The sequence below is a fragment of the Nonomuraea sp. NPDC049158 genome (assembly GCF_040648335.1).
GTDB lineage: Bacteria > Actinomycetota > Actinomycetes > Streptosporangiales > Streptosporangiaceae > Nonomuraea.
The window spans coordinates 1-25,641 of the sequence record NZ_JBEZDM010000066.1 but is presented as its reverse complement, the minus strand read 5'-3'; the positions used below and the strand labels follow the sequence as shown (position 1 = coordinate 25,641).

At 70.7% G+C, this 25,641-nt stretch carries 22 protein-coding genes and 1 pseudogene; 21 read left to right on the top strand and 2 right to left on the bottom strand.

Annotation, left to right across the window (positions count from 1 at the left end; translation table 11 throughout):
- Window positions 1-132: 132 nt before the first annotated feature.
- From AB0B61_RS55915 to AB0B61_RS55830, 18 genes are all read left to right on the top strand, one after another.
- Entirely contained in the window at window positions 133-1,224 is a 1,092-nt protein-coding gene (locus AB0B61_RS55915) for a CapA family protein (protein WP_358450213.1), read from the top strand.
- Window positions 1,225-1,407: 183 nt separating this feature from the next.
- A complete protein-coding gene (locus tag AB0B61_RS55910; protein WP_358450211.1) occupies window positions 1,408-2,463 on the top strand; it encodes a BMP family ABC transporter substrate-binding protein in 1,056 nt (351 codons plus the stop codon).
- A complete protein-coding gene (locus AB0B61_RS55905) occupies window positions 2,435-4,042 on the top strand; it encodes an ATP-binding cassette domain-containing protein (protein WP_358450209.1) in 1,608 nt (535 codons plus the stop codon). The genes AB0B61_RS55910 and AB0B61_RS55905 overlap by 29 nt, the downstream gene beginning before the upstream one ends.
- On the top strand, window positions 4,039-5,151 hold the full coding sequence (locus tag AB0B61_RS55900; RefSeq protein ID WP_358450207.1) for an ABC transporter permease: 1,113 nt from the start codon (window positions 4,039-4,041) through the stop codon (window positions 5,149-5,151). The genes AB0B61_RS55905 and AB0B61_RS55900 overlap by 4 nt, the downstream gene beginning before the upstream one ends.
- Window positions 5,144-6,049, top strand: a complete 906-nt coding sequence (locus tag AB0B61_RS55895) for an ABC transporter permease (protein WP_358450205.1) — start codon at window positions 5,144-5,146, stop codon at window positions 6,047-6,049. Before AB0B61_RS55900 ends, AB0B61_RS55895 begins: the two co-directional genes overlap by 8 nt.
- The gene (locus tag AB0B61_RS55890) at window positions 6,046-7,281 is read left to right on the top strand and encodes a Tm-1-like ATP-binding domain-containing protein (RefSeq protein WP_358450203.1); all 1,236 of its coding nucleotides are present in this window, start codon (window positions 6,046-6,048) and stop codon (window positions 7,279-7,281) included. The genes AB0B61_RS55895 and AB0B61_RS55890 overlap by 4 nt, the downstream gene beginning before the upstream one ends.
- A gap of 76 nt (window positions 7,282-7,357) precedes the next feature.
- Entirely contained in the window at window positions 7,358-8,956 is a 1,599-nt protein-coding gene (locus AB0B61_RS55885; RefSeq protein ID WP_358450201.1) for a GMC family oxidoreductase, read from the top strand.
- Window positions 8,953-9,438: a hypothetical protein gene (locus AB0B61_RS55880; RefSeq protein WP_358450199.1), complete on the top strand. Its 486-nt coding sequence runs from the start codon at window positions 8,953-8,955 to the stop codon at window positions 9,436-9,438. The genes AB0B61_RS55885 and AB0B61_RS55880 overlap by 4 nt, the downstream gene beginning before the upstream one ends.
- Window positions 9,439-9,484: 46 nt before the next feature.
- Complete coding sequence (locus AB0B61_RS55875) at window positions 9,485-10,348, top strand: phosphoenolpyruvate hydrolase family protein (protein ID WP_358450197.1); 864 nt, start codon at window positions 9,485-9,487, stop codon at window positions 10,346-10,348.
- Window positions 10,345-10,713: a cupin domain-containing protein gene (locus AB0B61_RS55870; RefSeq protein WP_358450195.1), complete on the top strand. Its 369-nt coding sequence runs from the start codon at window positions 10,345-10,347 to the stop codon at window positions 10,711-10,713. The genes AB0B61_RS55875 and AB0B61_RS55870 overlap by 4 nt, the downstream gene beginning before the upstream one ends.
- Window positions 10,710-12,056: an MmgE/PrpD family protein gene (locus AB0B61_RS55865; RefSeq protein ID WP_358450193.1), complete on the top strand. Its 1,347-nt coding sequence runs from the start codon at window positions 10,710-10,712 to the stop codon at window positions 12,054-12,056. Before AB0B61_RS55870 ends, AB0B61_RS55865 begins: the two co-directional genes overlap by 4 nt.
- A complete protein-coding gene (locus AB0B61_RS55860; protein WP_358450191.1) occupies window positions 12,053-12,790 on the top strand; it encodes an MmgE/PrpD family protein in 738 nt (245 codons plus the stop codon). Before AB0B61_RS55865 ends, AB0B61_RS55860 begins: the two co-directional genes overlap by 4 nt.
- The gene (locus tag AB0B61_RS55855) at window positions 12,787-13,446 is read left to right on the top strand and encodes a cysteine hydrolase family protein (RefSeq protein ID WP_358450189.1); all 660 of its coding nucleotides are present in this window, start codon (window positions 12,787-12,789) and stop codon (window positions 13,444-13,446) included. Before AB0B61_RS55860 ends, AB0B61_RS55855 begins: the two co-directional genes overlap by 4 nt.
- A gap of 39 nt (window positions 13,447-13,485) precedes the next feature.
- Window positions 13,486-13,788, top strand: coding sequence for an NIPSNAP family protein (locus tag AB0B61_RS55850; protein WP_358450187.1), 303 nt, complete (start codon window positions 13,486-13,488; stop codon window positions 13,786-13,788).
- The gene (locus tag AB0B61_RS55845) at window positions 13,785-15,314 is read left to right on the top strand and encodes an aldehyde dehydrogenase family protein (protein WP_358450185.1); all 1,530 of its coding nucleotides are present in this window, start codon (window positions 13,785-13,787) and stop codon (window positions 15,312-15,314) included. The genes AB0B61_RS55850 and AB0B61_RS55845 overlap by 4 nt, the downstream gene beginning before the upstream one ends.
- On the top strand, window positions 15,311-16,198 hold the full coding sequence (locus AB0B61_RS55840; RefSeq protein WP_358450183.1) for an NAD(P)-dependent oxidoreductase: 888 nt from the start codon (window positions 15,311-15,313) through the stop codon (window positions 16,196-16,198). Before AB0B61_RS55845 ends, AB0B61_RS55840 begins: the two co-directional genes overlap by 4 nt.
- Complete coding sequence (locus AB0B61_RS55835) at window positions 16,195-17,670, top strand: alpha/beta fold hydrolase (RefSeq protein ID WP_358450181.1); 1,476 nt, start codon at window positions 16,195-16,197, stop codon at window positions 17,668-17,670. Before AB0B61_RS55840 ends, AB0B61_RS55835 begins: the two co-directional genes overlap by 4 nt.
- Entirely contained in the window at window positions 17,657-18,895 is a 1,239-nt protein-coding gene (locus AB0B61_RS55830) for an amidohydrolase family protein (RefSeq protein WP_358450179.1), read from the top strand. The genes AB0B61_RS55835 and AB0B61_RS55830 overlap by 14 nt, the downstream gene beginning before the upstream one ends.
- An 82-nt stretch (window positions 18,896-18,977) precedes the next feature.
- Here AB0B61_RS55830 and AB0B61_RS55825 read toward each other — a convergent pair.
- Window positions 18,978-19,980 (bottom strand): annotated as a pseudogene (locus AB0B61_RS55825) (IS5 family transposase).
- 168 nt (window positions 19,981-20,148) lie between these two features.
- Window positions 20,149-21,276 (bottom strand): hypothetical protein, encoded by a 1,128-nt coding sequence (locus AB0B61_RS55820; RefSeq protein WP_358450177.1) that lies wholly within the window; start codon window positions 21,274-21,276, stop codon window positions 20,149-20,151.
- 144 nt (window positions 21,277-21,420) lie between these two features.
- Here AB0B61_RS55820 and AB0B61_RS55815 point away from each other — a divergent pair, with 144 nt between their 5' ends.
- From AB0B61_RS55815 to AB0B61_RS55805, 3 genes are all read left to right on the top strand, one after another.
- On the top strand, window positions 21,421-22,467 hold the full coding sequence (locus AB0B61_RS55815; protein WP_358450175.1) for a tyrosine-type recombinase/integrase: 1,047 nt from the start codon (window positions 21,421-21,423) through the stop codon (window positions 22,465-22,467).
- Between the two features lie 1,071 nt (window positions 22,468-23,538).
- On the top strand, window positions 23,539-24,186 hold the full coding sequence (locus AB0B61_RS55810) for an amino acid transporter (protein WP_358450173.1): 648 nt from the start codon (window positions 23,539-23,541) through the stop codon (window positions 24,184-24,186).
- Window positions 24,187-24,336: 150 nt separating this feature from the next.
- Window positions 24,337-25,551: a hypothetical protein gene (locus AB0B61_RS55805; RefSeq protein ID WP_358450171.1), complete on the top strand. Its 1,215-nt coding sequence runs from the start codon at window positions 24,337-24,339 to the stop codon at window positions 25,549-25,551.
- Window positions 25,552-25,641: the final 90 nt, after the last annotated feature.

The following is a 25,641-nucleotide window of genomic DNA, read 5'->3' as shown; positions in this document are numbered from 1 at the left end:
AGGCCCTGCCGCCGGTGCGAGTGTTGGCTCAGCGTATGCGTAACGTATTGACAACATATTGACGTCATGAAAACGTCCCAGCTCAAAGGCTCGACGCCCCGCCGCGGGCGCGGCCGACGAAAGGAGACGCACATGACTCCGCTCATCACCGCCACAGGAGACATCGTCCTCACCAAGTCGCTCGACGAGGTTCCGGCGGATCCGCGCTTCGCCGCGCTGCAGGGCGTCCTCAACGCCTCACCCTGCGTTCTGTCCAGCATCGAGCTGCCGTTCTCCAACGAAGGACATCCTTCCGACCGGATCCTCAACTTCCGCGCCCGCCCGGAACTCGTCGGCGAACTCGCGGCCTTCAATCTCCGCGTTGCCACGCTGGCCAACAACCACAGCTCCGACTATGGGTGGAGCGCCCTGGGCGACACGGTGCGACGCCTGCGGTCGGCCGGCGTGACGCCGATCGGTGCGGGCGAGAACCTCAAGCTCGCCCAGCAGCCGGCCGTCATCGAAATCGGCGGCCGCACGATCGGGATCCTGGCCTGGTCGTGCCTGCTGCCGCTGGGCATGGCCGCCGGCCCGGCCAAGCCGGGGATCTCGCCCATTCACGTGGAGACGGAGTGGGTCGTGAACGGGGAGTTCCAGTTGGAGGAGCCCGGCGTCCCGCCGGTGATCCGCACCCGGGTCAGGGACGAGGATCTGAGCCGCGTGCTGGGTTGTGTGGACCGGCTGCGGGCCTCGGTCGACTTCCTGGTGGTCACCGTGCACTGGGGTTTCGGTTTCGGCAGCGCTCGCGCGGAGTACCAGCGCGTCCTCGGCCACCTCTTCGTTGACGCCGGTGCCGACGTCGTCCTCGGGCACCATGTCCACGCCCCACAGGGAGTCGAGTCGTACCGGGGCAAGGTCATCGTCTACAGCCCGGGGAACTTCGTTGCCCAGCAGCCGCGGGACAACATATCGGCGGAGATCGCGGCCATCTACCAAGCCTTCAGCAGGGATGCGTTCGTCAGCGTCGTCGAGTTGGGTGACGACGGTCGCCCTCGGGTCTCTCTCGTGCCGATCATGACGAATGATTCGGGGCTGCCCGTTCTGGCGGATCTGGAGAACGCGCGGCGTATCGCCGACCGGATCATTCACGAGTCGGCCGACCTGGACACCACCGTGTCATTCGACGGCGAGCGGATCCATGTTCTGCCGTCGCGCGAACGTACTCTCCCGTTGACCGGACAGTAGGGCACGGCTTGCCCTAACACTTCGGCCGCACTGTCATGTGGACGTCATCCTAACGTTCTGGTTATGTCATCTAGACAGGGGTGCGGTCGCCAGATATGTTCAGTGAAAACCAAGGGAAATGGTCGGTCCGAAAAGATCAGACTCGACCGGCGATTTCCATCTCCCCCTCGATGGGAGCTGTACATGACCGTCAGGACAGCAATCCGAACCACTCGCCCACTCCTTGCCGTCGGAGCCCTGCTGGCCAGTCTCGTTCTCACCGGCTGCGGGAGCGCGGGCGCCGCCGGGCAGAACGGCCGAACTCAGGACGAGGCGAGCGGCAAGTCCGTGACCCTGGTCACGCCGCAGAAGGCGGGCGACAGCGGGCCGACGGACAACCTGGTCGCGGGCCTTGGCAAGCTCAAGGAAGCCGGGTACATCACGCGTTTCGTCGCGGCCACCGATCCCTCTTCCCACGAATCGACGCTACGCAGCCTCGCTCAGGCCGGTACGTCCGTGATCGTCGTGTCCTTCTCCGAGTTCATCCAGCCGGTCAAGGCGGTGGCGGCGGAGTTTCCCAACACGCGGTTCGTGCACATCTACGCCGATCCGTACCAGCCCACGATCCCGAACGTGCAGACCGTGTCCTTCGACACCCGGGCGCCGTCGTACCTGGCCGGAGTGCTGGCCGCGACGGTCTCCAAGACGGGGGTGATCGGGTTCATCGGCGGAACGGCCATCCCTTCGCTGTACGCCGACTTCCACGCGTTCGAGGCGGGTGCCAAGGCCACCCGGGCCGACATCACTGTCAAGAGCGCCTACGTCGGCTCCTTCGGAGATCCGGTGAAGGGGCAGCAGATCGCGCAGACCATGTTCAGCAACAAGGTGGACGTGATGCTCGCCTACGCGGGCGGCTCCTCGCTCGGCGTCGTGCGCGCCGCCGACCAGGCAGGGACCCACGTCATCTACGACAACGCCGAGAGCCCCGAGACGGCCCGCAGTGTGATAGCAGTCGCCTCCCAGCACTACGGGGACACCATGGCGCGCAACGTGCTGACCATTCCCGCCGGGACGTGGAAGGCCGGGCAGACCGTCGCCGGCCTCGCCGATGGCGGCACGTTCCTCGACCCGGCCGGGCAACTGGACTCCACGGGTAAGTCCGCCGCCGACGTCCGCAAGGCGTTCGAGACCATAGCGAACGTCAAGACGAAAATCATCGAAGGTACCGTCGATGTCCCCTTCAACACCGACCCCAGCTGAGCCCGGCATGTGCTCGGCGCGAACCCACGACCATCCGCACCAGCCGCCGCCGGCGTGGCCCTCCAGCCGTGACGGCGCCGCGCTGACATGCAGCGGCGTATCCGTCGACTTCGGCGGTTTCCCCGCCCTCAGTGACGTGACGGCGACGTTCCCCGCGGGGAACGTCCACGCCGTCGTTGGCCAGAACGGCGCCGGCAAGACCACGCTCGCCCGCGTCATGGCCGGACTGATCACTCCGGCAGATGGAGCGGTCCAGGTAGGCGCGGACCGACTTCCCGGTGGGAGCGTGAGCGAAGCCAGGCGTCGAGGCGTGGAACTGGTTCACCAGCACTTCGCCCTTCCGTCTGACTTCACCGTCGCGCAGTGCTTCGAGCTGTTCAACGGCGACTCAGGGCACGTCGGCGCGTTCTCGCGGAAGGAGCTGCGGCGCAGAGCGCTGGCGCTCCTCGCCGGAGCGGGCGCGGACGTCGACCCCGACGCCGTGATCGGCCGCCTGCCGATCGAGACCCTGCAGTCGGTCGAGATCGCCCGCGCCCTCGCCTCCGGCCCCAGGGTCCTTATCCTGGACGAGCCAACGGCAGTGCTCCCGCCACCGGCGATACACGCACTGTTCGGCCGGCTGCGGGCGCTGGCCATCGAGGGGTTGTGCGTCATCGTCGTGCTCCACAAGATGCGGGAGGTGTTCGGCGTCGCCGACACCGCCAGCGCGCTGCGAGCGGGGAGGCTGGTGCTCGAGCCCACGCCCATCGGCGAGCTCGACCCGGCCACGCTGTCTCGGGCCATCATCGGCGGCGCGACCGTCCATGCGGCGACTTCCACGCGAGAACCCGCTGGGTCGAACCCGGTCGAGCTGGAGGTGATCGGGCTGGCTGCCCGATCTAGCGCGCACGACGCGAGCGCGGCCGACGTCTCGCTGCGAATCCGCCAAGGCGAGATCGTCGGCATCGCGGGCGTGGAAGGCAACGGCCAGCGAAGCCTCGTCGAGGCGATCGTCGGAGTGGCAGGCGTCCGGAGCGGCTCGATCACCCTGGGCGGAACCGACGTCTCCGCGGCGTCAGTACGCGAGCGGCGCGGCCGCGGCCTGCGCGTGATCCCGTTCGAGCGCAACGCGGAAGGAGTCAGCCTCTCCAGCGCCTTGTGGGAGAACCACGCGGCCATGCGCTCCAGCCGGGACCGCCTCCTCATCTCTCCGAAGGCGCTGAAACGGCAGTGCCAGGATGCCCTGCGGCGCTGGAAGGTGAGCTACCGGTCCGAGGACCAGCCTGCGGGGAGCCTGTCCGGAGGCAACGTGCAGAAGACCATCCTGGCCCGCGAGGTCACCGGCGATCTCCGGGTCCTCGTCGCGGCCCACCCGACGCGCGGGCTGGACATCGCGGCGGCCGAGGACGTCAGGGGAGCGCTGGTCCGCGCGGCGGAGGAGGGCGCCGCCGTCTTGGTGGTGAGCGCCGATCTGGAGGAGATGTTCGACGTCTGCCATCGGGTGCTCGTCATGCTCGGGGGCCGGGTGGTGGCTACGTTCGAGCGGCCCTTCGACACCGAGCAGGTGGGAGCCGCCATGGTGGGGGGAGGCAGCGGATGAGACGCCTGTTCAAGTCAGGCCAGGGACTTGGCTTCGGAATCGACGCGGTCCGTCCGGTGGCGGTGGTGGCGCTGTCCCTCCTGCTGGCGATCGGCGTGTTCGGCCTCTCCGGCTACCCCGTGGCGGGGATCGTCAACGGGGCGATCGAGGGAAGTGTCGGATCGGCCGCCGCGTGGACACAGACCCTGCGATGGGCCATCCCGCTCCTCATCATCGCGTTGGGCGTCGGCATCACCTTCCAGGCGGGCTACTTCAACGTAGGCGCCCAGGGGCAGATGTACGCCGGTGCGATCGGCGCCTTGGCGGTCGGGCTGGCCCTGCGGGACGGTCCCGGCGCCATCGTGGTTCCACTCGCGCTCGCCACGGGCATCGCCCTGGGTGCGCTGTGGTCGCTGGTCCCGGGGTTCCTCCGCACCCGGCTGGGCGCCGACGAAGTGGTGACCAGCCTGATGATGAACTTCATCGCCGTCCTCCTGCTGGAGTGGATCTGCGTCGGCCCGCTGAAGAACCGCGACGGCTCAGGCCAGGCGGCTGCGACCGACATGCTTCCCGCCGCGTTCCGCATCAGTGACGGCAGCGGCGTATCCCCGACCCTGCTCGGCATCTGCGCCGCGCTGGTGGCCGCGGTCGTGGTCCTGCACAGCCGCACCCGCGCCGGCCTGGAGATCCGCCTCGTCGGCCGCAATCCCGTGATGGCGGAATGGATGGGGATCCGGTCTTCCGGGATAGGCCTGCTGGTGTTCGGGCTGGGCGGCGCGACGGCGGGCCTCGCCGGCGCGGTCGAGGTCTTCGGCCCGCTGGGGAGCCTGCGCGCGGGCTTCTCCCCGCAGATGGGGTTCATGGCCGTGATCGTCGCTCTGGTCGCCGCCTTCGGCCCGGTGCGCACGGTCGTGGCGGCCCTGTTCTTCGGCGCCCTACGGGCGGCCACGCTGTACCTGCCCGTGGTGAACGACCTGCCGCTGGCGGGCCTGGACATGCTCAACGGCATGGTGGCGCTGTGGATCACCGTGTCGGCGGTGCCGGCCATTCTAGCCCGCCGCGCAACCCGCCGGACACTCGCGGCCGAGGCGGCGCGGGCGGACAGAGAGGTGGTGGGTAATCATGGGTGATTTCCTCGCGACGTGTCTACAGGCCGCGACCCCCATCTGGCTGGCCGCGCTGGCCGGGATGTACGCGCAGCGCGCCGGCGTCGTCCACCTCGGGCTGGAGGGCCTCATCGTGAGCGGGGCGTTCACAGCCACCGCCACAGCCCTCGCCACCGGCTCGATCGTGCTCGCGCTCGCCGCCGCCGTCGCGGTTAACCTGGCCCTGTCGCTGCTCTTCTGGCTGCTGATCACCCGGCTCAAGGCCAACGTGATGATCGTCGGCCTGGGCCTGTCGCTGACCGCCGCCGGCGCCACTGGGTACTCCCTCGTGGTGGTCTTCGGCTCCGGGGCCGCCGTCCAGTCGCCGATCGGGCTGCCCCGGCCGTTTGACTGGCTCACCGGGCCGCTGGCTCCGCTGGGCGACCTGTCGGTCCTGACGTTCGCGGCCGTCGCCCTGTCGTGGTTCGCCTGGTGGTCGATCAGGCGTACCCGGGCGGGCCTGAGGCTCAGCGCCTGCGGCAGCGATCCCTTCGCCGCCAGGAGCGCGGGCGTTCCGGTGGACCGCTACCGGCTCGCGGCCCTGCTGGGCGGCGGGTTCCTGTGCGCTCTGGCGGGAGCGGAGCTCTCGCTGGCACAGGTGCAGTCATTCTCCGAAGGCATTTCCCAAGGGCGTGGCTACCTGGCCTTCGCCGCGGTCCTGCTCGGCGGCGTGGCACCGGTCGGAGTCTCGCTCGCCTCCCTGTTCTTCGGGTTCGCGGCGGCCTTCGGCATCCAGTCGCAGGTCGATTTCAACGACGTGCTGCCGCCCCAGTTCGTGCTGATGGCGCCCTACATCGTGACCATCGTCGCCATCTCCGTGACGGCCCTGGTCAACAGACGCCGCGGCCGGCAGCCAATGGTGATCATGGAGCGGACGCTATGACATACGTGGTACTCGCCGGAGCGCTGGACACCAAGGGCGACGAGTACGCCTTCGTCAAGGACCTGCTGTTCGACGCGGGCCTGCGGCCGCTCCTGATCGACACCGGCGTCAGGGGCACCCCCGGGACGCCGCACGACATCACGCGCCAGGAGGTGGCGCGCGCCGCCGGGCACACCCTGGAGGAGATCGCCCAGTTGGCGGACCGCGCGGCGGCGCTGGCCGCCATGTCCGACGGCCTGCTCGGCGTGGTGCGCTCCCTCCAGTCGGCGGGCGACGTGCACGCTGCCTTCGGCATGGGCGGCTCCGGGGCGCTGAGCCTCCTGGCGCCCGCCTTCCGCTCCCTGCCCCTGGGGACGCCGAAGATGATCGTGACCACGATGGCCTCCTCCGACACCCGGCCGTACGTGCGCGAGAGCGACCTGCTTCTGATGCCCTCGATCGTGGACATCGCCGGGCTCAACACGCTCAGCCGGTTCACGCTGGAACGTGCCACCGCCATGCTCGCCGCGCAACTGCGGCACCCGGCGCGTCGGGACGGCGGGGCGCCGATGGTGGCGGCCAGCATGTTCGGGGTAACCACCATCGGCGTGTCCGCGGCATGCCGGTCGCTGGAGTCGAAGGGGCTGGACGTGCTGGTCTTCCACGCCAACGGCCTCGGCGGCAGAACGCTCGAGTCCCTCGCCGGCGAGGGCTGGCTCAGCGGCGTGCTGGACCTGACGACGACGGAACTCGCCGACGACCTGCTCGGCGGTGTGGCCGGCGCGGGACCCGACCGGCTGACCGCCGCCGGGCGAGCCGGCATCCCGCAGGTGGTGTCCCTCGGCGCGCTGGACATCGTGAACTTCGGCGGCCCAGAAGCGATCCCTGATCGCTACCAGGGCAGAAGGCTGTACCAGCACAACGCCACCGCGACGCTCATGCGCACCGCCCCCGACGAGGCGGCGGTCCTCGGGGCGGTCCTCGGGGAGAGGCTGGCCGCGGCGCGCGGACCCGTCACGCTTCTCCTGCCGTCGGGCGGCTTGTCGGCCCTGTCGGAGCCCGGCGGGCCGTTCTTCTGGCCCGAGGCCGACGAGGCGCTGGAGAAGGCGGTGCTGGACCGCGCCGGCCCGGATGTCGCCGTCCGCAGGAGTCACGCACCGGTGAACTCGACGGCGTTCGGCGAGCAAGCGGCAGCACTGTTGCTCGAACACCTCTCCAAAGTGCTATCAGAACGTATTGAGAACACTCGCTAGACAATTTGCACTACGGTGGGATACGGTCACCACGACGGCGGCCGAAACCCGCTTTCCGTCGAGAGAGGAGCTGGACATGCGCGCAGAATGCGATGTCCTGATCGTGGGAGCCGGGCCCTCGGGCGCCGTAGCGGCGCAGGAGTTCGCGCGCAGCGACATGAAGGTGGTGTGCCTCGAGCAGGGCGACTGGCCCGACTACGGCCGGGCCCGGGCGGGACACCCGGACTACGAGCTCGTGGCGCGCAAGCACTGGGCGTGGAACCCGAACGAGCGGCGCAATGTCGGCGACTACGCGGTCGACGACACCGAATCCGACATCTCTGCTCTCATGTACAACGGTGTGGGCGGCAGCACCGTCATGTACGCGGCCCAGTGGGAACGCTTCCAGCCGTCGGACTTCCGCACCCGCACGCTCGACGGCGTCGGTGACGACTGGCCCTTCGACTACTGGGACCTGGAGCCGTACTACGAGGAGGTCGAGCGGCAGTTCGCCGTGAGCGGTCTGGCGGGAGACCCCGCGCTGCCGTCCATGACCCCGCCGCCGCTTCCACCCTTCCCGCTCAACAAGGTGGGGCGGCGCGGGGCTGAGGCGCTCAACAAGCTCGGCTGGCACTGGTGGCCCGGGACCAACGCGATCGCCACCGCCGACTACGGCCCCCTACGCGCCTGCGACCAGCGAGCAGCCTGCCCCTTCGGCTGCCCGACCGGCGCGAAGGCGTCGGTGGACCGCACCCACTGGCGGCCCCTCGCGGGCAAGGACGTGCGTCTCGTGGTCCGCGCAACGGTCGAGCAGGTCGTCCTCGACGAACGCGGGCGGGCCCGGGGCGTCGTCTACGCCGATGAGAACGGCGCCAGGCACAGGATCGAGGCGGGCGTCGTCGTCCTGTGCGCGAACGCCTTGGGCACTCCGCGGATCCTGTTCAACTCGGCGGACGGCTCGGGCATCGCCAACTCCAGCGGCATGGTGGGCAGGCGCCTGATGACGCACCCGTTCGGCAACGCGATCGGCATCTTCGACGAGGACCTCGAATCGTGGCGCGGTCCGCTCGGCCAGTACCTGCACTCCCTGGAGTTCTACGAGACCGACCGCTCCAGGGGGTTCGTGCGCGGCGCCAAGTGGAACCTCATCCCGTCGGGCGCCCCTCTGTCCATGATGCTGACCACCATGTGGGGGGACCAGCCGATCTGGGGAGAGTCGTTCACCAGGCTGCTGCGCGAGCGGCTGGGCCACTCGGTCATCTGGGGTGTCATCTGCGAGGACCTCCCCGACGCCGACAACAGGGTCACGCTCGACGGCCGGCCGGACGAGCACGGGATACCGGGGGTGCGCATCCAGTACCGCGCCTCCGACAACACCCGGGCGATGATGGCCTGGCACATCGACCGGGTGTCCGAGGTGCTCGACGCCATGGGTGCCAAGCAGAAGATCCTCAATCCGCTCATCCCCGGCATCGGATGGCACCTGATGGGCACCGCAGTCATGGGGCGGGACCCCGAGCACACCGTGGTCGACCCGGACGGCCAGTGCCACGATGTGCCTAACCTGTACATCTTCGACAGCTCGGTCTTCCCCACCTCGTCCGGCACCAACCCCGTCGCCACCATCGCGGCGAACGCGCTGCGCTGCGCCAGGTCACTGGTCGCCCGCCGGCGAGACCTGGCGGCCGCCTCATGACCGGGCACGAGATGACCGAACCGGCCCCTGATCCCGCCGCCGGGCGCATCACCGCCGACGCGCGCGAACGACTCGCACGCGTCGCCGACACCCTCATCCCGGCAGGCGCGGGGCTGCCGTCGGCCAGCACGGCCGGCGTTCACACCGGTCTGCTCGACCAGGTGGCGCGCGCTCGCCCCGACCTCGTCCCCCCGCTGCTGGACGCTCTCGACGCGCTCGGCGACGCGTCGGACCTCGCGGCGGTGGAACGGCTCGCCGCGGAGGCGAAGCAGGCGTACGAGGCCCTCACACTCGTCGTCGCCGGCGCCTATGTCATGTCCCCACAGGTGACCGCGACGCTGCGGTACGCCTTCCACGAGACCGAGGTCGTGGATCCCCGCGACACCCTGGACGCGGTGGCCGAGGGGATCCTTGACCAGGTCAAGGCGCGTGGCCCCCTCTACCGCGTGCCGCCGGATGCCCCGTCCGGGCACGGGTCGTGAAGGTGTCGGCCCCGACTTCCACATCCACTTATCGGAGGTATCGACCATGAGTCGTCAGCGGTATGTCCCGCAGTTCCACGACCGAGTCAGGTCCGGTCGCCCCCTGATCGGCGCCGGCGCCGGCACTGGCCTGTCCGCCAAGTGCGCCGAACAGGCGGGCGTGGACTTCATCGTCATCTACAACGCGGGCAGGTTCCGCATGGCCGGGCGCGGGTCCATGGCGGGGATGATGCCGTACGGCAACGCCAACGACATCGTCGTGGAGATGTCGGCGGAGGTTCTCCCCGTGGTGAGCAGGACACCGGTGCTCGCGGGCGTCTGCGCGACCGACCCCTTCAAGAACATCCCGCTCTTCCTGCGGCAGTTGAAGGAACTCGGGTTCGCCGGAGTGCAGAACTTCCCCTCGGTGTGCCTGCTGGACGGCAGCGTCCGCGCGGACCTGGAGGCCACCGGATATGGCTTCGACAAGGAGGTGGAGATGGTCCGCACCGCCAGGGAGCAGGACATGCTCACGGCGACGTACGTGCGCACCGAGGAAGAGGCGCGCGACATGGCCGCCGCCGGCGCCGACGTGGTCGTGGCGCACGTGGGGCTGACCGCGGCGGGGCTCATCGGCGCCACGTCGGCCATATCGCTCGACGAGGCGGTGGCCCGCACCCGGGCGATCCACGACGCGGCCAAGTCCGTACGCGACGACGTGCTCGTCGTGTGCCATGGCGGGCCCATCGCCACGCCGGGCGACGTGCAGGAGGTGTTGCGCCGTGCCCCGGGGACGGCGGGGTTCCTCGGCGCGTCCAGCATGGAGCGCATCCCCGCCGAGACGGCCCTCATCGATACCATGCGGCATTTCACGGAGCTGTCCATCGCGCCGGGCGCCGGGCTGCGGCCCGAGACGGAGGCGGTGGCATGAGGCTGTTCCGTACCGCCGACCTGCTGGCTGATCCGACGCCCGTGCCGGAGCCGGAGCGCTTCTCCGGCGTGGCGTTCAGCTCGGCGATCCAGGCGGGACCGACCGGCAAGGTCACCACCGCGCTCATCCGGCTGGATCCGGGTGTGCGCGGCCACTGGCACAGGCATGCTGATGGCCAGGTCATCCACGTCGTGCGAGGAACGGGCTTCGTCGGGCGCCGCGACGCCGAGCCTCTGCCGGTCTCGGCGGGCGACACGGTGTGGATCGAGCCTGGTGAGGAGCACTGGCACGGCGCGTCCGCCGAGGGCCTGGCGCAGCTCGCATTCTCCTTCGGCCCCATCACCTGGCTGGAGCCGAGCCTGTGACCGGTCACATAACTCCGGCGTACGAGGAGGTCGCGGAGGCCGTCCTCGACGCCGCGGCGCGCCCGCTGCCGGAGGACGCCGCGATGGCGGCGCGCAGGACCTTGTACAACGTCCTGGCCGTTGCCCTCGGGGCCGCGGACTCGCCCGAGGTGACCAGGCTGGCCGCGGCTCTCGCCACCTCCTCCGGCGTGCCGGCCGGGCCCGGCGTGGCCGGGTACGCCGACGCTCCGGGCGCTGCACTGCTCACCGGATTCGCCGCGCACCTCGACGACTTCGACGACACCCACCTGGCCACGGTCATCCACCCGGGCGCCGCCGTCCTGGGCGCCGCCTGGTCTGCGGGCTGGACAGCGGAGCAGGGCACCGGTCTGCTCACCGCCTTCGCGCTCGGTTGCGAGATCCAGCTCCGGCTCGGCCTCGCGGTCACGCCCGACCACTACGAGCGCGGCTGGCACATCACCGGGACCTGCGGAGTGATCGGCGCCGCGGTCACCGCAGGCCTGCTCGGCGGGTTGGGGCGCGACGCGCTCGCCGGCGCGCTGCGGCTGGCCTCCCTGCGAACCGTCGGCCACCGGGAGGCGTTCGGCACCGAGGTCAAGCCGTTCCACGCGGGCAAGGCGGCCGCCAACGGAGTGGTGGCGGCGCGGGAGTCCGCGTTCGGGGCCAGTACGGCCCGGGCGCTTCCCGACCTGAGCCACCTGCTGCTGGCGCTGGCTCCCGGAGACCGGAACCCCAGCCTGCTGCTCGACGGCCTCGGGTCGCATTGGGAGGTCGTGGCCAACACCTTCAAGCCCTATCCGTGCGGCATCGTCGCCCACCCCGGCATCGACGCCGCCATCCTGGCCCACCGCGAGGGCGTGCGGCCCGCCGGCGTCGCCCGTGTCCGCTACGTGTGCCACCCACTGGTCCCCGAGCTGATGGGCAGGCTCGACCCGCGCACTGGCCTGGAGGCCCGCTTCTCCGCGGTGCACGGCGTGGCGGCGGGCCTGGCACGAGGCGCCGGCGGGCTCGCCGAGTTCAGCGACGCAGCGGTCATCGACCCCGAGCTGTCCTCGATGCGCGCCCGCACCGAGCTGTGCCCCGACGAGGCGATCCCCCGCGACGCGGCCACTCTGGAGATCGAGGCCGTGGACGGCTCCGTCACGCGGTGGCCCGTCGCGCACGCGCGCGGCAGCCTGCTGCGTCCTCTCACGGACAGCGAGCTGATCGACAAGGCCGACGCACTCGTGCCCGGCCGGGCACGCCCCCTTTGGGACGCCGTCATCCGGCTCGGCCATGAGGTGACGCCGGCGGCGGTGCAAGCCCTGCTCGAACCAGTCACACAGGAGGTGGAGGCCCGATGACCACCGTCACGCTCGCTTTGGCCGCTTTCGCGTCCGGGGCTCCGGCCGGATCCGCGGCGCAGGCCGCGGCGCGAGCGGCGCTGCCGGGGCCCGGGTTCCTGACGGGACCGTATGCGGACGGTCCCACCCGGCCGGACGAGGGCGAGGAGACCGGCCGGGCTCGGGCAGCCGTCCACTGGACGGCGTGCGCCGCCCTGCACCACGCCACCGTCCATGCGATGGGACGCGACCGGGCCGAGCACGGGCTGGCGGTCGGGCTCGAAGTGGCGCTCCGGCTGCTGCGCACCCTCGAGGGTCAGGTGGTCGGCGGGTGGGATCCCGTCGGCGCCGCCGTACGAGTGGGCGCCGCGACGGCCGCGGCACGCATGGACGGGCTCGGTACCGAGTGGGCCGCGCGGGCCATCGGCATCGCCGCCACCCAGGCGGCCGGGTTGGCCGTGGTCGCGGAGACACCGCTCGGCACATACCAGCACCGGCATGCCGCCGGCGACGGGCTGCAGGCCGCCCACCTGGCACGCTCCGGGATGACGGCTCCGGTCACCGGCCTGGAGGGCCGCCGCGGGCTGTACGCCCTGCTGGCGCCGACGGCGGACCCCGCACGCGCGGCCGAGAACCTGGGAGAACGCTGGCTCATCACCGAACAATGCCTTGCCGCGCACGGCGCGCCGCCGGCCGGCGGGCCGGAGAACCAGTGGGCGAGCGCCGTCGCCTACGCGAGGGAGATGCTGTCATGAAGGCGTCTGAAACCGCCACGCCCACGATGCCTGCCGGGCTCGTTGAGCGACTGCGACCGGACCGGACGGCCCTTGTCCTCATCGACCTCTCCAATGACTTCGTCCACCCACAGGGCAAGGCCGCCGTCGTCGGAGGCAGGGACGTCAGCCACGCGCGCCGTGTTCTGCCGGCTGTCGCCCGGCTCGCCGGCGCGGCGAGGGCTGCAGGGGCGGTGGTGATCCACTGCCAGCACACGACCCTTCCCGGCGGCGCCAGCGACTCGCCGGTGTGGCACGATGCCAGGTCGCGGGCCAGCTACTCGGCCGAGGACATCTGCCTGGACGGTTCGTGGGGGCAGGCGATCGTCGACGAGCTGACCCCCGAGCCGGTGGACCACGTGGTCAAGAAGTACCGCTACGGAGGCTTCGGCGGCACCAATCTCGAACTGGTGCTGCGCAGCCTGGGCCACGACAGCGTGATCTGCTGCGGCGTGTCGACGAACGTCTGCGTGGACACGACGGCCAGAGAGGCGTTCGCCCGGGAGTTCTACGTCACGATCCCCTCCGACGCCTGCGCCTCGTGGGACATGGGGCTGCACGCCGCGGCCCTGGCGACCGCGGAGCGGCGCTTCGCCCGGGTCGTCACCGTCGAGGACATCCTGGCCGCCTGGGCCTGAACCACGCGCACACGAACAGAACCGAACGAGGACAAGCACATGATCGCAGAACTGCGTTACTACACCATCACACCAGGACACACCCAGTCGCTGCTCGACCAGTTCACCGGTACGAGCCTGCCACTGTTCGCCAAGCACGGGATCACCGCCCGCGGCCCCTGGCTGCGCCGGCTGACGAAAGGTGAGCAACTGGTCTACCTGCTGGAGTTCGAAGACGAGGGCGACCGGGAACGGCGCTGGACGGCGTTCCGCGATGACCCCGAGTGGCGCGAGGTCGTCGCGTCGGGCGCGGGCCAGGTACCGCACATCGCCGCGTCCGAGATCGTGGAGCTGACCCGATGAGCGCGGCCACCATGGAAGGCGTCCGCGTCTACGGCCACCACATCGACGGCGAGCGTGTCGATGGCCCACCGCTGGAGCGCCGTGACCCGGCGAGAAACGAGATCGTGTCCACGTTCGTCGCGGGGGGCATCGCCGAGGTGGACACCGCCGTGCACGCCGCGGCCGCCGCGTTCGCCGCCGCCTCCTGGCGGCGGATTCCCGCCACGGGCCGGGCCGAGCTGCTGGAGACGCTGGCGGCCCTGCTCGAACGCGACGCCGACCGGCTGGCCGCACTCGACTCGCAGGAGGTCGGCAAGCCGCTGCGGTTCGCGCGCGGCGACATCGCACTGGGCATCGGCCACGTCCGCCACGCCGCGGCGCTGGCCAGGACGGCGAAGGGCGATTCCTACACCGGTCTGGCCCCCGGCTACACAGTGCTCGCCACCAGGGAGCCGGCCGGGGTCGTCGGGCTCGTCACTCCGTGGAACTTCCCCGCCCTGATCCTGCTGCAAAAACTCCCGTACGCCATCGCGGCAGGCTGTACCGCGGTCGTCAAGCCGTCGGAGTTCACCTCCAGCAGCAGCCTGGAGATCGCCGCGCTGTGCGAGGAAGCGGGCCTGCCACCCGGTGTGGTGAACGTCGTCACTGGGACCGGCGCGGCCGCCGGGCACCCGCTGGTCACCCACCGTCTCGTCTCCTACGTCTCCTTCACCGGATCGACCCGGGTCGGCCGGCAGGTGATGGCCGCCGCCGCCGACAGTCTCACCCGCGTCGGGCTGGAGCTGGGCGGCAAGACGGCCAACGTCGTGTTCGCCGACGCCGACCTGGACGCCGCAGCCGACGCCGTGGTCTTCGGCGCGTTCGCCAACCAGGGGGAGTCCTGCGTGGCCGGCTCGCGGCTGCTCGTCGAAGCCGCGATCGCCGATGAGTTCACCGCCGCCGTCGTCTCACGGGCGCGCGCGCTGACGGTGGGCATGCCCGATGACCCCCGCAGCGACATCGGCGCGCTCATCCACCACGAGCACCGCGACAGAGTGCACGCCGCGGTGCTGGCCGGCGCCGAGGCCGGCGGGAACGTGCTGTCGGGAGGGCGGGCCCCCGCTCTCCCCGATCTGGCGGCGGGCGCCTTCTACGAGCCCACCGTGATCGGCTCGGTCGCCCGGGAGACGCCCCTCTTCCAGTTGGAGATTTTCGGTCCCGTGCTGTCGGTGACCTCCTTCGGCTCCCGGCAGGAGGCGCTCGCCCTGGCCAACGGGACGCCATACGGCCTTGCCCAGTCGCTCTGGACCACCGACCTGGACCGCGCCTTCGAGATGAGCCGCGGCCTGGAGGCGGGCACCGTCTGGGTGAACACCACCAGCGACGGCTCCCCCGCGCTGTCGTTCGGCGGCGTCAAGCAGTCGGGGTTCGGGCGCGAGGGCGGCGAGGAGGGGCTGCGGGAGTTCACGGAGTACAAGACCGTCCAGTTCCGGGGCGAACCGCGGCCGAGCCCCTTCCCGGGACCCTCCACAAACGGCGACGAAAGGGCAGGAGCGCAGCAGGCATGACAGAAGACATCGGATTCATCGGGCTCGGCGCGATGGGCCTCGGCATGGCCGCCAACCTCGTCAAGCGCGGCCACGCTGTGTACGGGTTCGATCCCTCTCCCGAGAGGCGGGACCTGGCCGCGGCAGCCGGGATCACGCTGGTCGGCTCGCCGCGGGAGGCGGCCGAACGGGCCTCGGAGGTGGTGTTCTCCGTGGTCCGCGACGCCGCGCAGACGAAGGCCGTACTGCTGGGCGAAGACGGCGTGGCCCGCGCGGTCGGTCAGCGAACCGCCGTCGTGGCGAGCACCCTGGACCCGACCACGATGGCCGATCTCGAGGCCGAGCTCGCGGACCACGGCGTGACCGCCGTCGACGCCACCATGTCCGGCGGCCCCTGGGGCGCGGAGGCGGGCACCCTGACCCTGATGGTGTCCGGGGCCGGGCAGGTCTTCCAGCGGCTTCGCCCGCTCCTGGACGCCATGGGGGAGAACATCTTCCACGTGGGAGAGCGAGTCGGCACCGCGCAGGCCACCAAACTGGCCGTACAGCTCACCTTCGGGATCAACATGATGGGCGTGTTCGAGGCGATCCGGCTGGTTGACAGCTATCAGGTCGACGAGGACGCGCTCATGGCCGCGCTGTCGGTGAGCGTCGGCGGCAGCTGGGTCGTGGACAACTGGCGGCGGGTCAAACCGTGGTGGGAGCACTACCGGGCCGGTGAGGACCTCGACATCCTCCTCAAGGACATGCGGGCGGTACTGCGCGAGGCCGACGCCGAAGGGTTCCCCATGCCCGTCACCGCGTTGTCCTTCCAGCTCATGAGGCACGTCTGGCCAGCCTGGGCGGCCCTCGAGACCGCGCAGGAAGGGCGAGGCGGCCAGGCGGACGAAAGCCGCCTCGCGTGAGCCGCCACACCGAGGCGGTCGCCCCCGACGGCACCCGCCTGGCCGTCGCGGTGGACGGCACCGGGCCGCCCCTGCTGTTCCTCCACGAAGTGGCTGGCGACCTGCTCGACTGGGAGCGGCAGGTGGAGCACTTCGCCGACCGCTACACCTGCGTTCGGTACAACGCGCGCGGATACCCGCCGTCGGACGTCCCCGCCGAGCCCAGCCGCTATGGTCAGGACATCGCGGTGCGGGACGCTCTGGCCGTCCTCGACTCGCTCGGGCTGGCCGCCGCCCACGTCGTGGGCCTGTCGATGGGGGGCTTCTGCGCCCTGCACCTGGCGCTGGAGCATCCCGGCCGGTGCCTCAGCGTGACCGTGGCCGGAGCCGGCTACGGGTCGGCGCCGCACCAGCGGGCGGGCTTCGCCGAGGAGGCGCGGACCGCCGCCGGGCTGTTCGGCGCCGACGTGCCGACCGCGGCCCGCGCTTACCAGGACGGGCCGACCCGCCGGCAGTTCAGGCGCAAGGACGACGCCGCGTGGCAGCGATTCGGCGAGCGCCTGGCCGCGCGGGACGCCGTGGGCATGTCCATGACCTTCGCGGAGGTGCTGGCCAGACGCCCTTCCCTGTACGATCTGCGCGACCGCCTGAGCGAGGTCCGCACGCCCGCCCTGCTCGTCGTCGGCGACGAGGACGACGGCTGCCTCGACGTCAACGTCATGCTCAAGCGAACGATGCCGGCCGCGGGCCTGTACGTGCTCCCGCATACCGGCCACACCGTCAACCACGAGGAGCCGGACGCGTTCAACGAGCTTCTCGACTCCTTCCTGGACCAGGTCGCCGCCGGCCGTTGGCCGTCGCGGGATCCCGCCACCCTCGGCAGGGGCCTGGTTGGGATGGTGGGCGCACCGCCACCGGAACGCCCGCGTCCTCGCCCCATGTACTCGCCCACTGATCCTCATCACGCCCACACTCGAAACGGAGCTGCCATGACTTCCCCCACCGACTCCCCGCTCCCCGCGCCGCCCACCGTCCGCCAGCTCCGGCTGGTGGTCGTGGCAGAAGACTACGAGGCCGCCGTGGCGTTCTACCGCGACGCGCTGGGCCTGCCCGAACAGGCGGCCTTTTCCAGCGGCGACGGTGCCCAGGTGGTGATCCTGGACGCCGGCCGGGCCACCCTGGAGATCGCAAACCCCGCGCAGAAGAAGATGATCGACGACGTCGAGGTCGGCCGCCAGGTCGCTCCGAGGATCCGTGTCGCGTTCGAGGTGGACGACACGAAAGCTGCCACCGACCGACTGCTCTCGGCCGGTGCCGCCCAGGTCGCGCCGCCCACCGTCACTCCCTGGCAGTCGCTGAACTCTCGCCTGGACACGCCTGCGGAACTTCAGATCACGCTCTTCCAGGAACTGCTCAGTCTCGAAGAGCGCGGGTCGCTCGACGGCTTCGGGACCGAGGCCGGGCGCGGAGAAAGCGCCGATGGGCAGCCCTGAACCGCTGCTGATCCGCAACGCGCGGATCCTCGACTCCGCCGACCTCGTCGACGTCCACCTGGAAGGCGGCCATGTCGCCGCGATCGGTGGTGTCCCGGCGGGGCGGGGGAAGACCATCGACGCACGTGGTGGCCTACTCACCCCCGCTTTCGTCGAACCGCACTTCCACATCGACAAGGCTCTGACCTTCCCCGGGCTGCCGCCGGCAACGGGAAAAGGGCCGGTCGAGGCGGCTGTGGAACGCACCCGGCAGGCCAAGACGCGTTTCACCTCGGAGGACCTGCGGGCGCGGGCGAGGCAGGCGATCGAACTCGCCGTCGGCCACGGCGTGGGGACACTGCGCGCGCACGTCGACGTCGACCCGATTAACGGCCTGCGGGCCCTAGAGGTCATAGCAGAGCTCCGCGAAGGCTGCCGTGATCTGATCGACATCCAGCTGGTGGCCTTCCCCCAGGAGAGCATCGTCAGGGACCGCACTGCGCTCCGCCTCCTCGGCGACGCCTTGGCCTCGGGGGCGGACGTCCTAGGTGGTGCGCCGGACGTCGAGGAACCGCGGGATCGGGCGCGTCACGTCGAACTGCTCGTCGAGCTCGCCCGCGAGCGCGACGTGGACCTCGACGTGCACTGCGACTACAGCTACGACCCGGCGCAGCGCGACCTGCTGTTCCTCGCGGAGAAGACCATCGAGGCCGGACTGACGGGCCGGGTCAGGGCGGGTCACTGTTGCGCGCTGGACGCCTACGACGACGACGTCGCGGCCGAGGTCATCGCCGCGGTCCTGGCCGCCGGCATCGACATCTGCGTTTGCCCGATGGGCAACCTGCTCCTGGTGGGTGATGGGAGCCCGCTCCTCGGACGGGGCGTCGCCCGGTTGAAGACCCTGCTCAGCCATGGGGTCACGGTGGCGGCGGGCAGTGACAACGTGCATGACATGTGGTTCCCCTTCGGCCGCCTGGACCCCGCGGAGGTGGCCATGGTGACCGCCATCGCGGCCCGGCTGTGGACCGATCAGGCGGCCAGGCAGGCCTTCGACATGGTGACCGTCAACGCCGCGCACTACGTGGGCGCGCCGTCCACCGGTGTCCGGGTCGGTTCGGTGGCCGACCTGGTGCTGTTCTCGGCCGGCAACCTACAGGACGTCCTCAGGAACGCCCCAGGGCGGCGCACCACGATCAAGCGCGGGCGCGTGGTGGGAGGGTCCGAGTCGCGGGTCTGGACCGTGTGATCGCCGCGTCCTCCGCGAGAGTGCATGGGAAAGTGCTGCCCTGCCGTCCTAGCTAGCCAGGGCCTGTACGGAGTTCTGATCTTTAGATGGGTTGGAGGCTTCGGCCCCACAGGATGGCTCCGCAGAGATGAAGACCTGCCAGATAACTGTCGGGGGTTTTGTCGAAGCGAAAGGCCAGCCCGCGCCACTCTTTCATCCGGTTGATCGCCCGTTCGGCCGTGTTGCGTTGCTTGTAGAGATCGGGATCATGGGTGACCGGGCGGCCACCACGGGAGCCGCGCTTCTTGCGGTTGGCCGCCTGGTCGCTCTTCTCCGGGATGACCGCCTTGATCCGGCGCCGGCGCAGATAGGCGCGGTTGGCGCGGCAGGAGTAGGCCTTGTCGGCGGCCACCGCGCCCGGGCGGGTGCGCGGGCGGCCGATGGGCAGGCGGACCTTGATGCGCTCCAGCACGGCGCGAAACTGCGGGCTGTCTCCGGCCTGGCCGGGGGTCAGGACGAAGGACAGCGGACGGCATCGCCGGTCGGCCGACAGATGCACCTTGCTGGTCAGTCCACCTCGCGAGCGGCCCAGCTTGGCCGCCGTCAGCCGGAACCTGCGCCGGCGTCGTAACCGCCGGCGCCCGTCCCCGGCGCCATCCCCGTCCCCGTCCCCGTCTTGGCAGGGGTCGCCGTCGTGGGGGTTTGCCCCTTTGGCGTAGCCCCTCTTCCTGTTCGGCGGCCTCTTCCAGCGCCTCGGCCAACTCGCCGTCCAGGACCATCCCGGCAGCGTGGTGGTGGGCGCGAGCCGTCGTGGAATCCACGCTGACCAGGCCGAGGTCGGCCTGCCCACGGGCAGCGGCCTCGGCGATCATCGCCTGCATCAACTGCTCGAAGACGCCGGTCCTCGCCCACGACCGGAAACGGTCGTAGACGGTGGACCAGGGCCCGTACTCGGCGGGCAGGTCCCGCCACGGACTGCCGGTCCGAAAGCGCCACATCATCGCGTTCAACTGCTGCCGCAGGTCCGGGATCGGACCTCGCTCACCCAACGGCAGGCGAGGCTCGATCAAGAACCATTCCTCATCGGTGAGGTCTCCACGCGCCATGGCGAAGGCGTACCAGGATCGCCGGCCATAGCGCAGCGAATCCCTCTAATCTCAACTCCGTACAGGCCCTAGGGCGCTGTTCCTGATCCCGTCAGCAACAAGGTGCGTTCGAACCGAACGGGTGCCCCGGAAGCGGAGAAGCTAGGTAGGGCAGGCAATCGTACGACCTCAGCCTGCTTGCTCATCCCTGTCGTCGGCCGGGTCAGTAGAGCCGTCAGGCTGAGCGCCCTGCTGCTTGCGCAACAGAGCCTGCGCCACCGCGGCGGCGGTGACGGCTTCTTCGCGTTGCCGCTGAGCGCTCTTCAGCGTGCTGACGAGGTCGGCGAGCTCACCACGCAACCGATCGGCCTCACCGGAGGTGTCGGCTCGGGCCTGGGCGGCGGCCTCGCGGGCCTGCTCGGCCACGGCGGCCGCGGTGACGGCTTGTTCGCGCCGGTGTTGTTCGGCGGTCAGGGCCTGGCGTAGCCGGTCGGCCTCCTCGGTGCGCGCCGCGGCAATGCCGCGGGCCAGGTCGCGCTCCTGCTCGGTCGTCCGGGTCTGAGCTTCCTGCTCTTGCAGTTGGCGGCGGAGGGCGGTGAGCTCGTGCTGCCGATCGTCGGCCTGCTGTTCCAGTTCGGCGATGCGGGCGGTCGCTGTGGCGTGCAGTTCAGTGAGCTCGGCGGTTCGCTGGCGGGCGGCGTCCCGGTCGTACTCGGCCCGGCGCTGCCGGTCGGCAGCGTCGGCGGCGAGTTGCTCGGCTTGGGCGCGGGCGTTCTGGTGCTCGCCGACCTGCCGCCAGGCGTCCTGCTCGCGCTCCTCGGCACGGTCGCGGGCGGTCTCGGCCTGGCTGCGGGCCTGTTCGGCGGCGGCGATCCGGGTGGCGGCGGTGTTGGCCGCGGTCGTGGCGCGTTGCTCGGCCGCCGCAGCGGCGGCGCGCGCTTCCTCGGCGGCCTGTTCGGCGGCCTCCACTTGGGCCAGCGCGCCGGTGCTCAGCTCGGCCAGCTGGGCGCGCAGGGCTTCCTGGGCCGCCTGCCAGTGCTCGCCGGCGGTCAGTAGCGGGGCAAGGAGATCGTGGGCGCGCAGCAGCGCGTTGGTCACGGGAGCGGCGTGCGCGGTGATGCGCGCCCGGTGGGCGGCCGCCCGGCAGGCGTCGCTGCAGTATTTGGCGCGGCTGCTCCGCCCGGGCAGAGCCTTGGCACAGCCGGGCCCGGCGCATCGCGGCTCACCTTCCCGCCCGTCCGTCCCGTTGTCACGTGTCTGACCGGTCTCGGCCGGAATGCTTGCCGCCACAGTTTTCTGCTCGTCTGCCACAGTCATCAGATTATCGTTCGCAGCGTTCGAACGCATATGTTCCGTTCGTTCGCGAACGGTTATGTCGAGAAATCTGACCCGTGATAACCTTCCTTATCGCGGGTCAGAATTGACTGCAGGAGACCTCGTCGAGAAAGGCGCAAACCGGACATGAGCGACGACGGGCGGGCGCTGCCGGAGGCGGCGGCAGGAGAGCGGCACGCCATTTCCGGGATTCCAGAAAATGGCGGCGCGCACACCGCCGCCGACTACACGCTCAGCGAGCAAACCCGGAGCCGGATCGCCGACGGCGTGCCGGCCAACACCCGCCGCGCATACGCCCGGCAGTGGGCCGCCTTCACCGCCTGGTGCGCCACCCACGGCCGCGTCGCGTTACCCGCCACCGGGCACACGCTGGCCGAATACACCTCAACCCTGTGCGAGGCCGGGCAGGCTCCGGCCAGCATCGAGCAGGCCATCGCCGCCGTGCGCACCATGCACCGGCTGACCGGACACCCGGGCCAGCCGGTCACCGAGGCCGCCCGGCTCGCGCTGCGCGCCTACAAACGCCAGCGCGCCGAAGCGGGCGGCCGCGGCCAGCGCGAGGCCCCGCCCATCACCATCGACGCACTGCGCGCCATGGTCGCCGCCTGCGACCTGACCACGCCGATCGGGCTACGGGACCGGCTGCTGCTCGTGCTCGGCCTGGCGCTGATGGGCCGCCGCAGCGAGCTCGTCGCCCTCACCCGGGACGATGTGCGCGAGGTCGCCGACGGCCTGGAGGTGGCCATCCGCACCTCCAAGACCGACAAGGACTCCCGCGGCGAGACCATCGCCATCCCGCGCGGCAGCCACCCGCTCACCGACCCAGTCGCCGCCTGGCGCGACTGGCTCCACGTCCTCGACCAGGCCGGACAGACCACCGGGCGGCTGCTGCGGCGGGTCAACCGGCACGGCACCGTCGGCCCCTCGCTCGGCGCGGACGCGGTCAACGTCATCGTCCGCGACCTGGCCGTGCGCGCCAGCGTGCCGTACGCGCACGCCGTCACCGCGCACAGCCTGCGCGCCGGCGGCGCCACCGTCGCCTACGCCGCCGGCGTCCCGGTCGCGGTCATCGCCAAGCACGGCCGCTGGGCGCCCGCCTCACCCGTGGTCTTGCGGTACATCAGGGCCGTGGACCGCTGGCGGGACAACGCCATGCGCAACGTGGGGCTCTGACCAGCACAAACGCGAGGAACGGCAGACGCGCAGGCCGCCATAGTGGGACCATCGCGGGTCGGCGACGAGGGACCAACACAGCGGTGCCCCGGGACGCGTGAAGCCAGAGGCGATCCCGGGGCTTATGCCGTCCACGCTAGCAGCCAGGATCCGGTGCAAGGTGGAACGACCCCACGCGAAACAGTGGCAGCGGAGACGCGGAGCTTTGACAGTCGGGCAACCCTGAGATGCCTGCGCGCCCCAACAGTGCGACCGCTACGCCTCGACCCGCTCCGCAAGCGAAGATCCATTCTGAACCTGGAGTGCACACTCCACTGCAGCCGCGATGACCAACCACTGCAACTACGTGACGAAGATGCTGGCCAGGGCGTCATTGGTCATCGCGCTTTCAACGGAAGTGGTCACGTCTATTGCACTGGCCAGCAGCCCAGGAGACGGGCGGAAGGACCATCTAGCGACGATTCAGGCCCCCATCCACGTCGCGCCGCGCGAACTTCAGCCGCCCGGCGCTCGCCGCCGCAATTAGGGGTCACCGTCACGGCCAGCTCAGGCAGACGTGGGGAGCGCAGACGCGAAGATCATAAAGGGCAGGAACAAGCATTGTGGGCGACTTTGTCACGATGTGGGCGCTGCAATTATGTGACCAATGCGCTGAAACCCTGTGACGAACGCCCGGGAAATTTAAGTGGCTAGTCCCAGTCATAGCCCAGCGTTTCCACTGACATCCAGCCTGCGCGTCACAGCGGAGATCATCGCGTCCTTCGCCGATCACGCTGCGCTGAAACTTGCGGGAATTCTACCTTCCCGCAAGTTATCAAGATCCTCCGCGACGCAACGGATCTTAATTATTGAATTTGAATTTCTAGAAAATAGAAAATGCTAGGGTCTGAGCGTGAGGGCTGAGACGGGCAGGCGTAGGAAACCGTGTGGCTCGCATCCGGAGGAGCGAGGATCGCCGCGTGATGTCCGATCTCCATGGAGGTGGCGCACGTCTCGCGGAGCCTGGCGTGGTGACGGCTTGGAGCGTGGCGAGTGCTGACGATGGAGGCCGTGATCGTGCATGATTTGCCGATGACCAGGATCGAGACTCCGTGGGGTCCTTGGGAGGCCGCGCCGCTTGGCCAGGTCGTCGCGTTGATGCGCGGGCTGGCGGCGCCGTGGTGGGTGGCCGGCGGGTACGCCATCGAGCTGGCGGTGGGGCACGCGTACCGCGAGCACGGGGACGTCGATATCGCGCTGCTGCGCCGGGACCAACTCGCCGTGCGGCGGCTACTGGACGGCTGGGACGTACATGCCGCGGTCGTGCCCCAGACGCTGCGGCCATGGGCGCTTGGCGAGGTGCTGCCCGAGCAGGCGCACGACATCTGGGTACGCGAGCATCCGGATGGCCCATGGCGCTTCCAGCTCATGCTGGACGAGGCCGACCAAGAGGAGTGGATCTTCCGGCGTGACTCTCGGATCCGCCGTCCGCTGGCCGGGTTGACCCTCGAGCAGGACGGTTTCCGGAGGCTTGTCCCGGAGGTGCAATTGCTCTACAAGTCCAGGGGGCTGCGGCCGAAGGATGAGGTCGATTTCGAGGCGGTCCTCCCGCTGCTGAGCGAGGGGCAGCGGCGCTGGCTGGATGAGGCGCTGGAGACCGAGCACAGCACGCATCCCTGGCGCGAGCGCCTGACGCCAGACGCGCCAGATGACGTGCGACATCGCGGCGGCGCGTTGTGAGATCACACGAGATCGCACGAGGCCGCATCTGCCGCGAGATCCGCCACTTCACATGAGAAGGCAAGACCAGTGACCATCCCGAACACACCTGGCGAGCCGCAGGTCAGCGCTCGACAGATCAGTACAGAAGCCACGGTGGTGACGCCGTGTATGCACTGTGGAGCCCCGATCGAGCAGCGGCGGGGGAGGGGGCGGCCCAAGGCGTACTGCCCGGAAGGCGACTGTCAGGCCGCCGCCAAGCGTGAGCGGGAGATGCGGCGTGCGACGCCGGGGCTGGAGGGGGCGCTGGCGCGGGCCGAGCAGCTGTACGACCGGATGGAGAACGGGCTGGCCGCCGCCATCGAACCGCTGGCCAGGGCGCTGGCCCAGGAATTGAGTCCGGCCGGGGTCGAGGCGAAGCTGAGCGCCGTGCAGGCTGAGGCGCACACGCGGGTCGCCATCGCGCGTACCGAGCGGGAGCAGGCGTTCGAGCAGGTACGGCTGTCGCGGGAGGCCGCGGAGCACGCGCGCAGGGAGGCCGGCGTGATGCGGCTGCGCGTGGAGGAGGCCGAGGCGGAGCGGGACACGGCGCAGGCTGACGGTGAGCGGGCTCGCGAGCAGGCGCTGGCCGCGTTGCGGGAGGCGGCCAGCACCGAGCGGCAGGCCCTGCAGTCGGCCGAGGAGGCCGGGCGCCGGGCCGATCTGGCCGAACGGCAGGCCGATGAGGCGGTACGGCGGGCGGAGCTGACCGAGCGGGCCAGGGATCAGGCGCTCCAGGAGCTGGCGGAACGGGTCGAGGCCGCCGACGGGCGGGCCGCTGAGGCGCAGGCGCAGGCCGTACGAGTTGAGACAGCGGCGGACGCTCGGGTGGTACGCGCCGAGAAGGAGGCGCAGGCGCAGGTCGTACAGGTGCGCAAGGAAGCCGAAGCCCGAGCCGTACGGGCGGAAAAGGACGGGGAGGCGCGGGCCGAACAGGCCCAGAAAGAGGCCGCGGCGGCGCGGGCGGAGGCGGCGGAAGCCAGGCGGGCCAGGCAGGTGGCCGAGCGGGACCTGGCCGCGGCCGAGGCCAGGGCGGAGGCGGCCGGGCAGGAGCGGGAACGGGCCGTCACCCGGGCGGAGAGCGCCGAACGTGCCGCGGCCGAGGCGCAGCGAGATCGCGCCGTCGCCCTGAACGATGCGGCGAAGGCCCGGGAGCTGGCCGCCGCGGAGGTCGCCCAGGCGCGCGAGACGGCGGAGGGCGCGGTGGAGGAACGGGATGGGTTGCGGGGGGAGCTACGGCTGGAGCGGGCTCGGCTGGAGGACGCCCGTGTTCAGCTGGAGGCGGCTCGGGCGGAGGCCACTCAGCTGCGGGAGCGGGCGGTCGCGGCGGAGCTGCGTACGGGCTGATGACCTGCTCGATCATGTGCGGGTCGCGGCGTCCTCCAGGGAAGCGAACACCGCGTCCGCCGCCGGCTCCTCGCGATCGCGAGGAGCCGG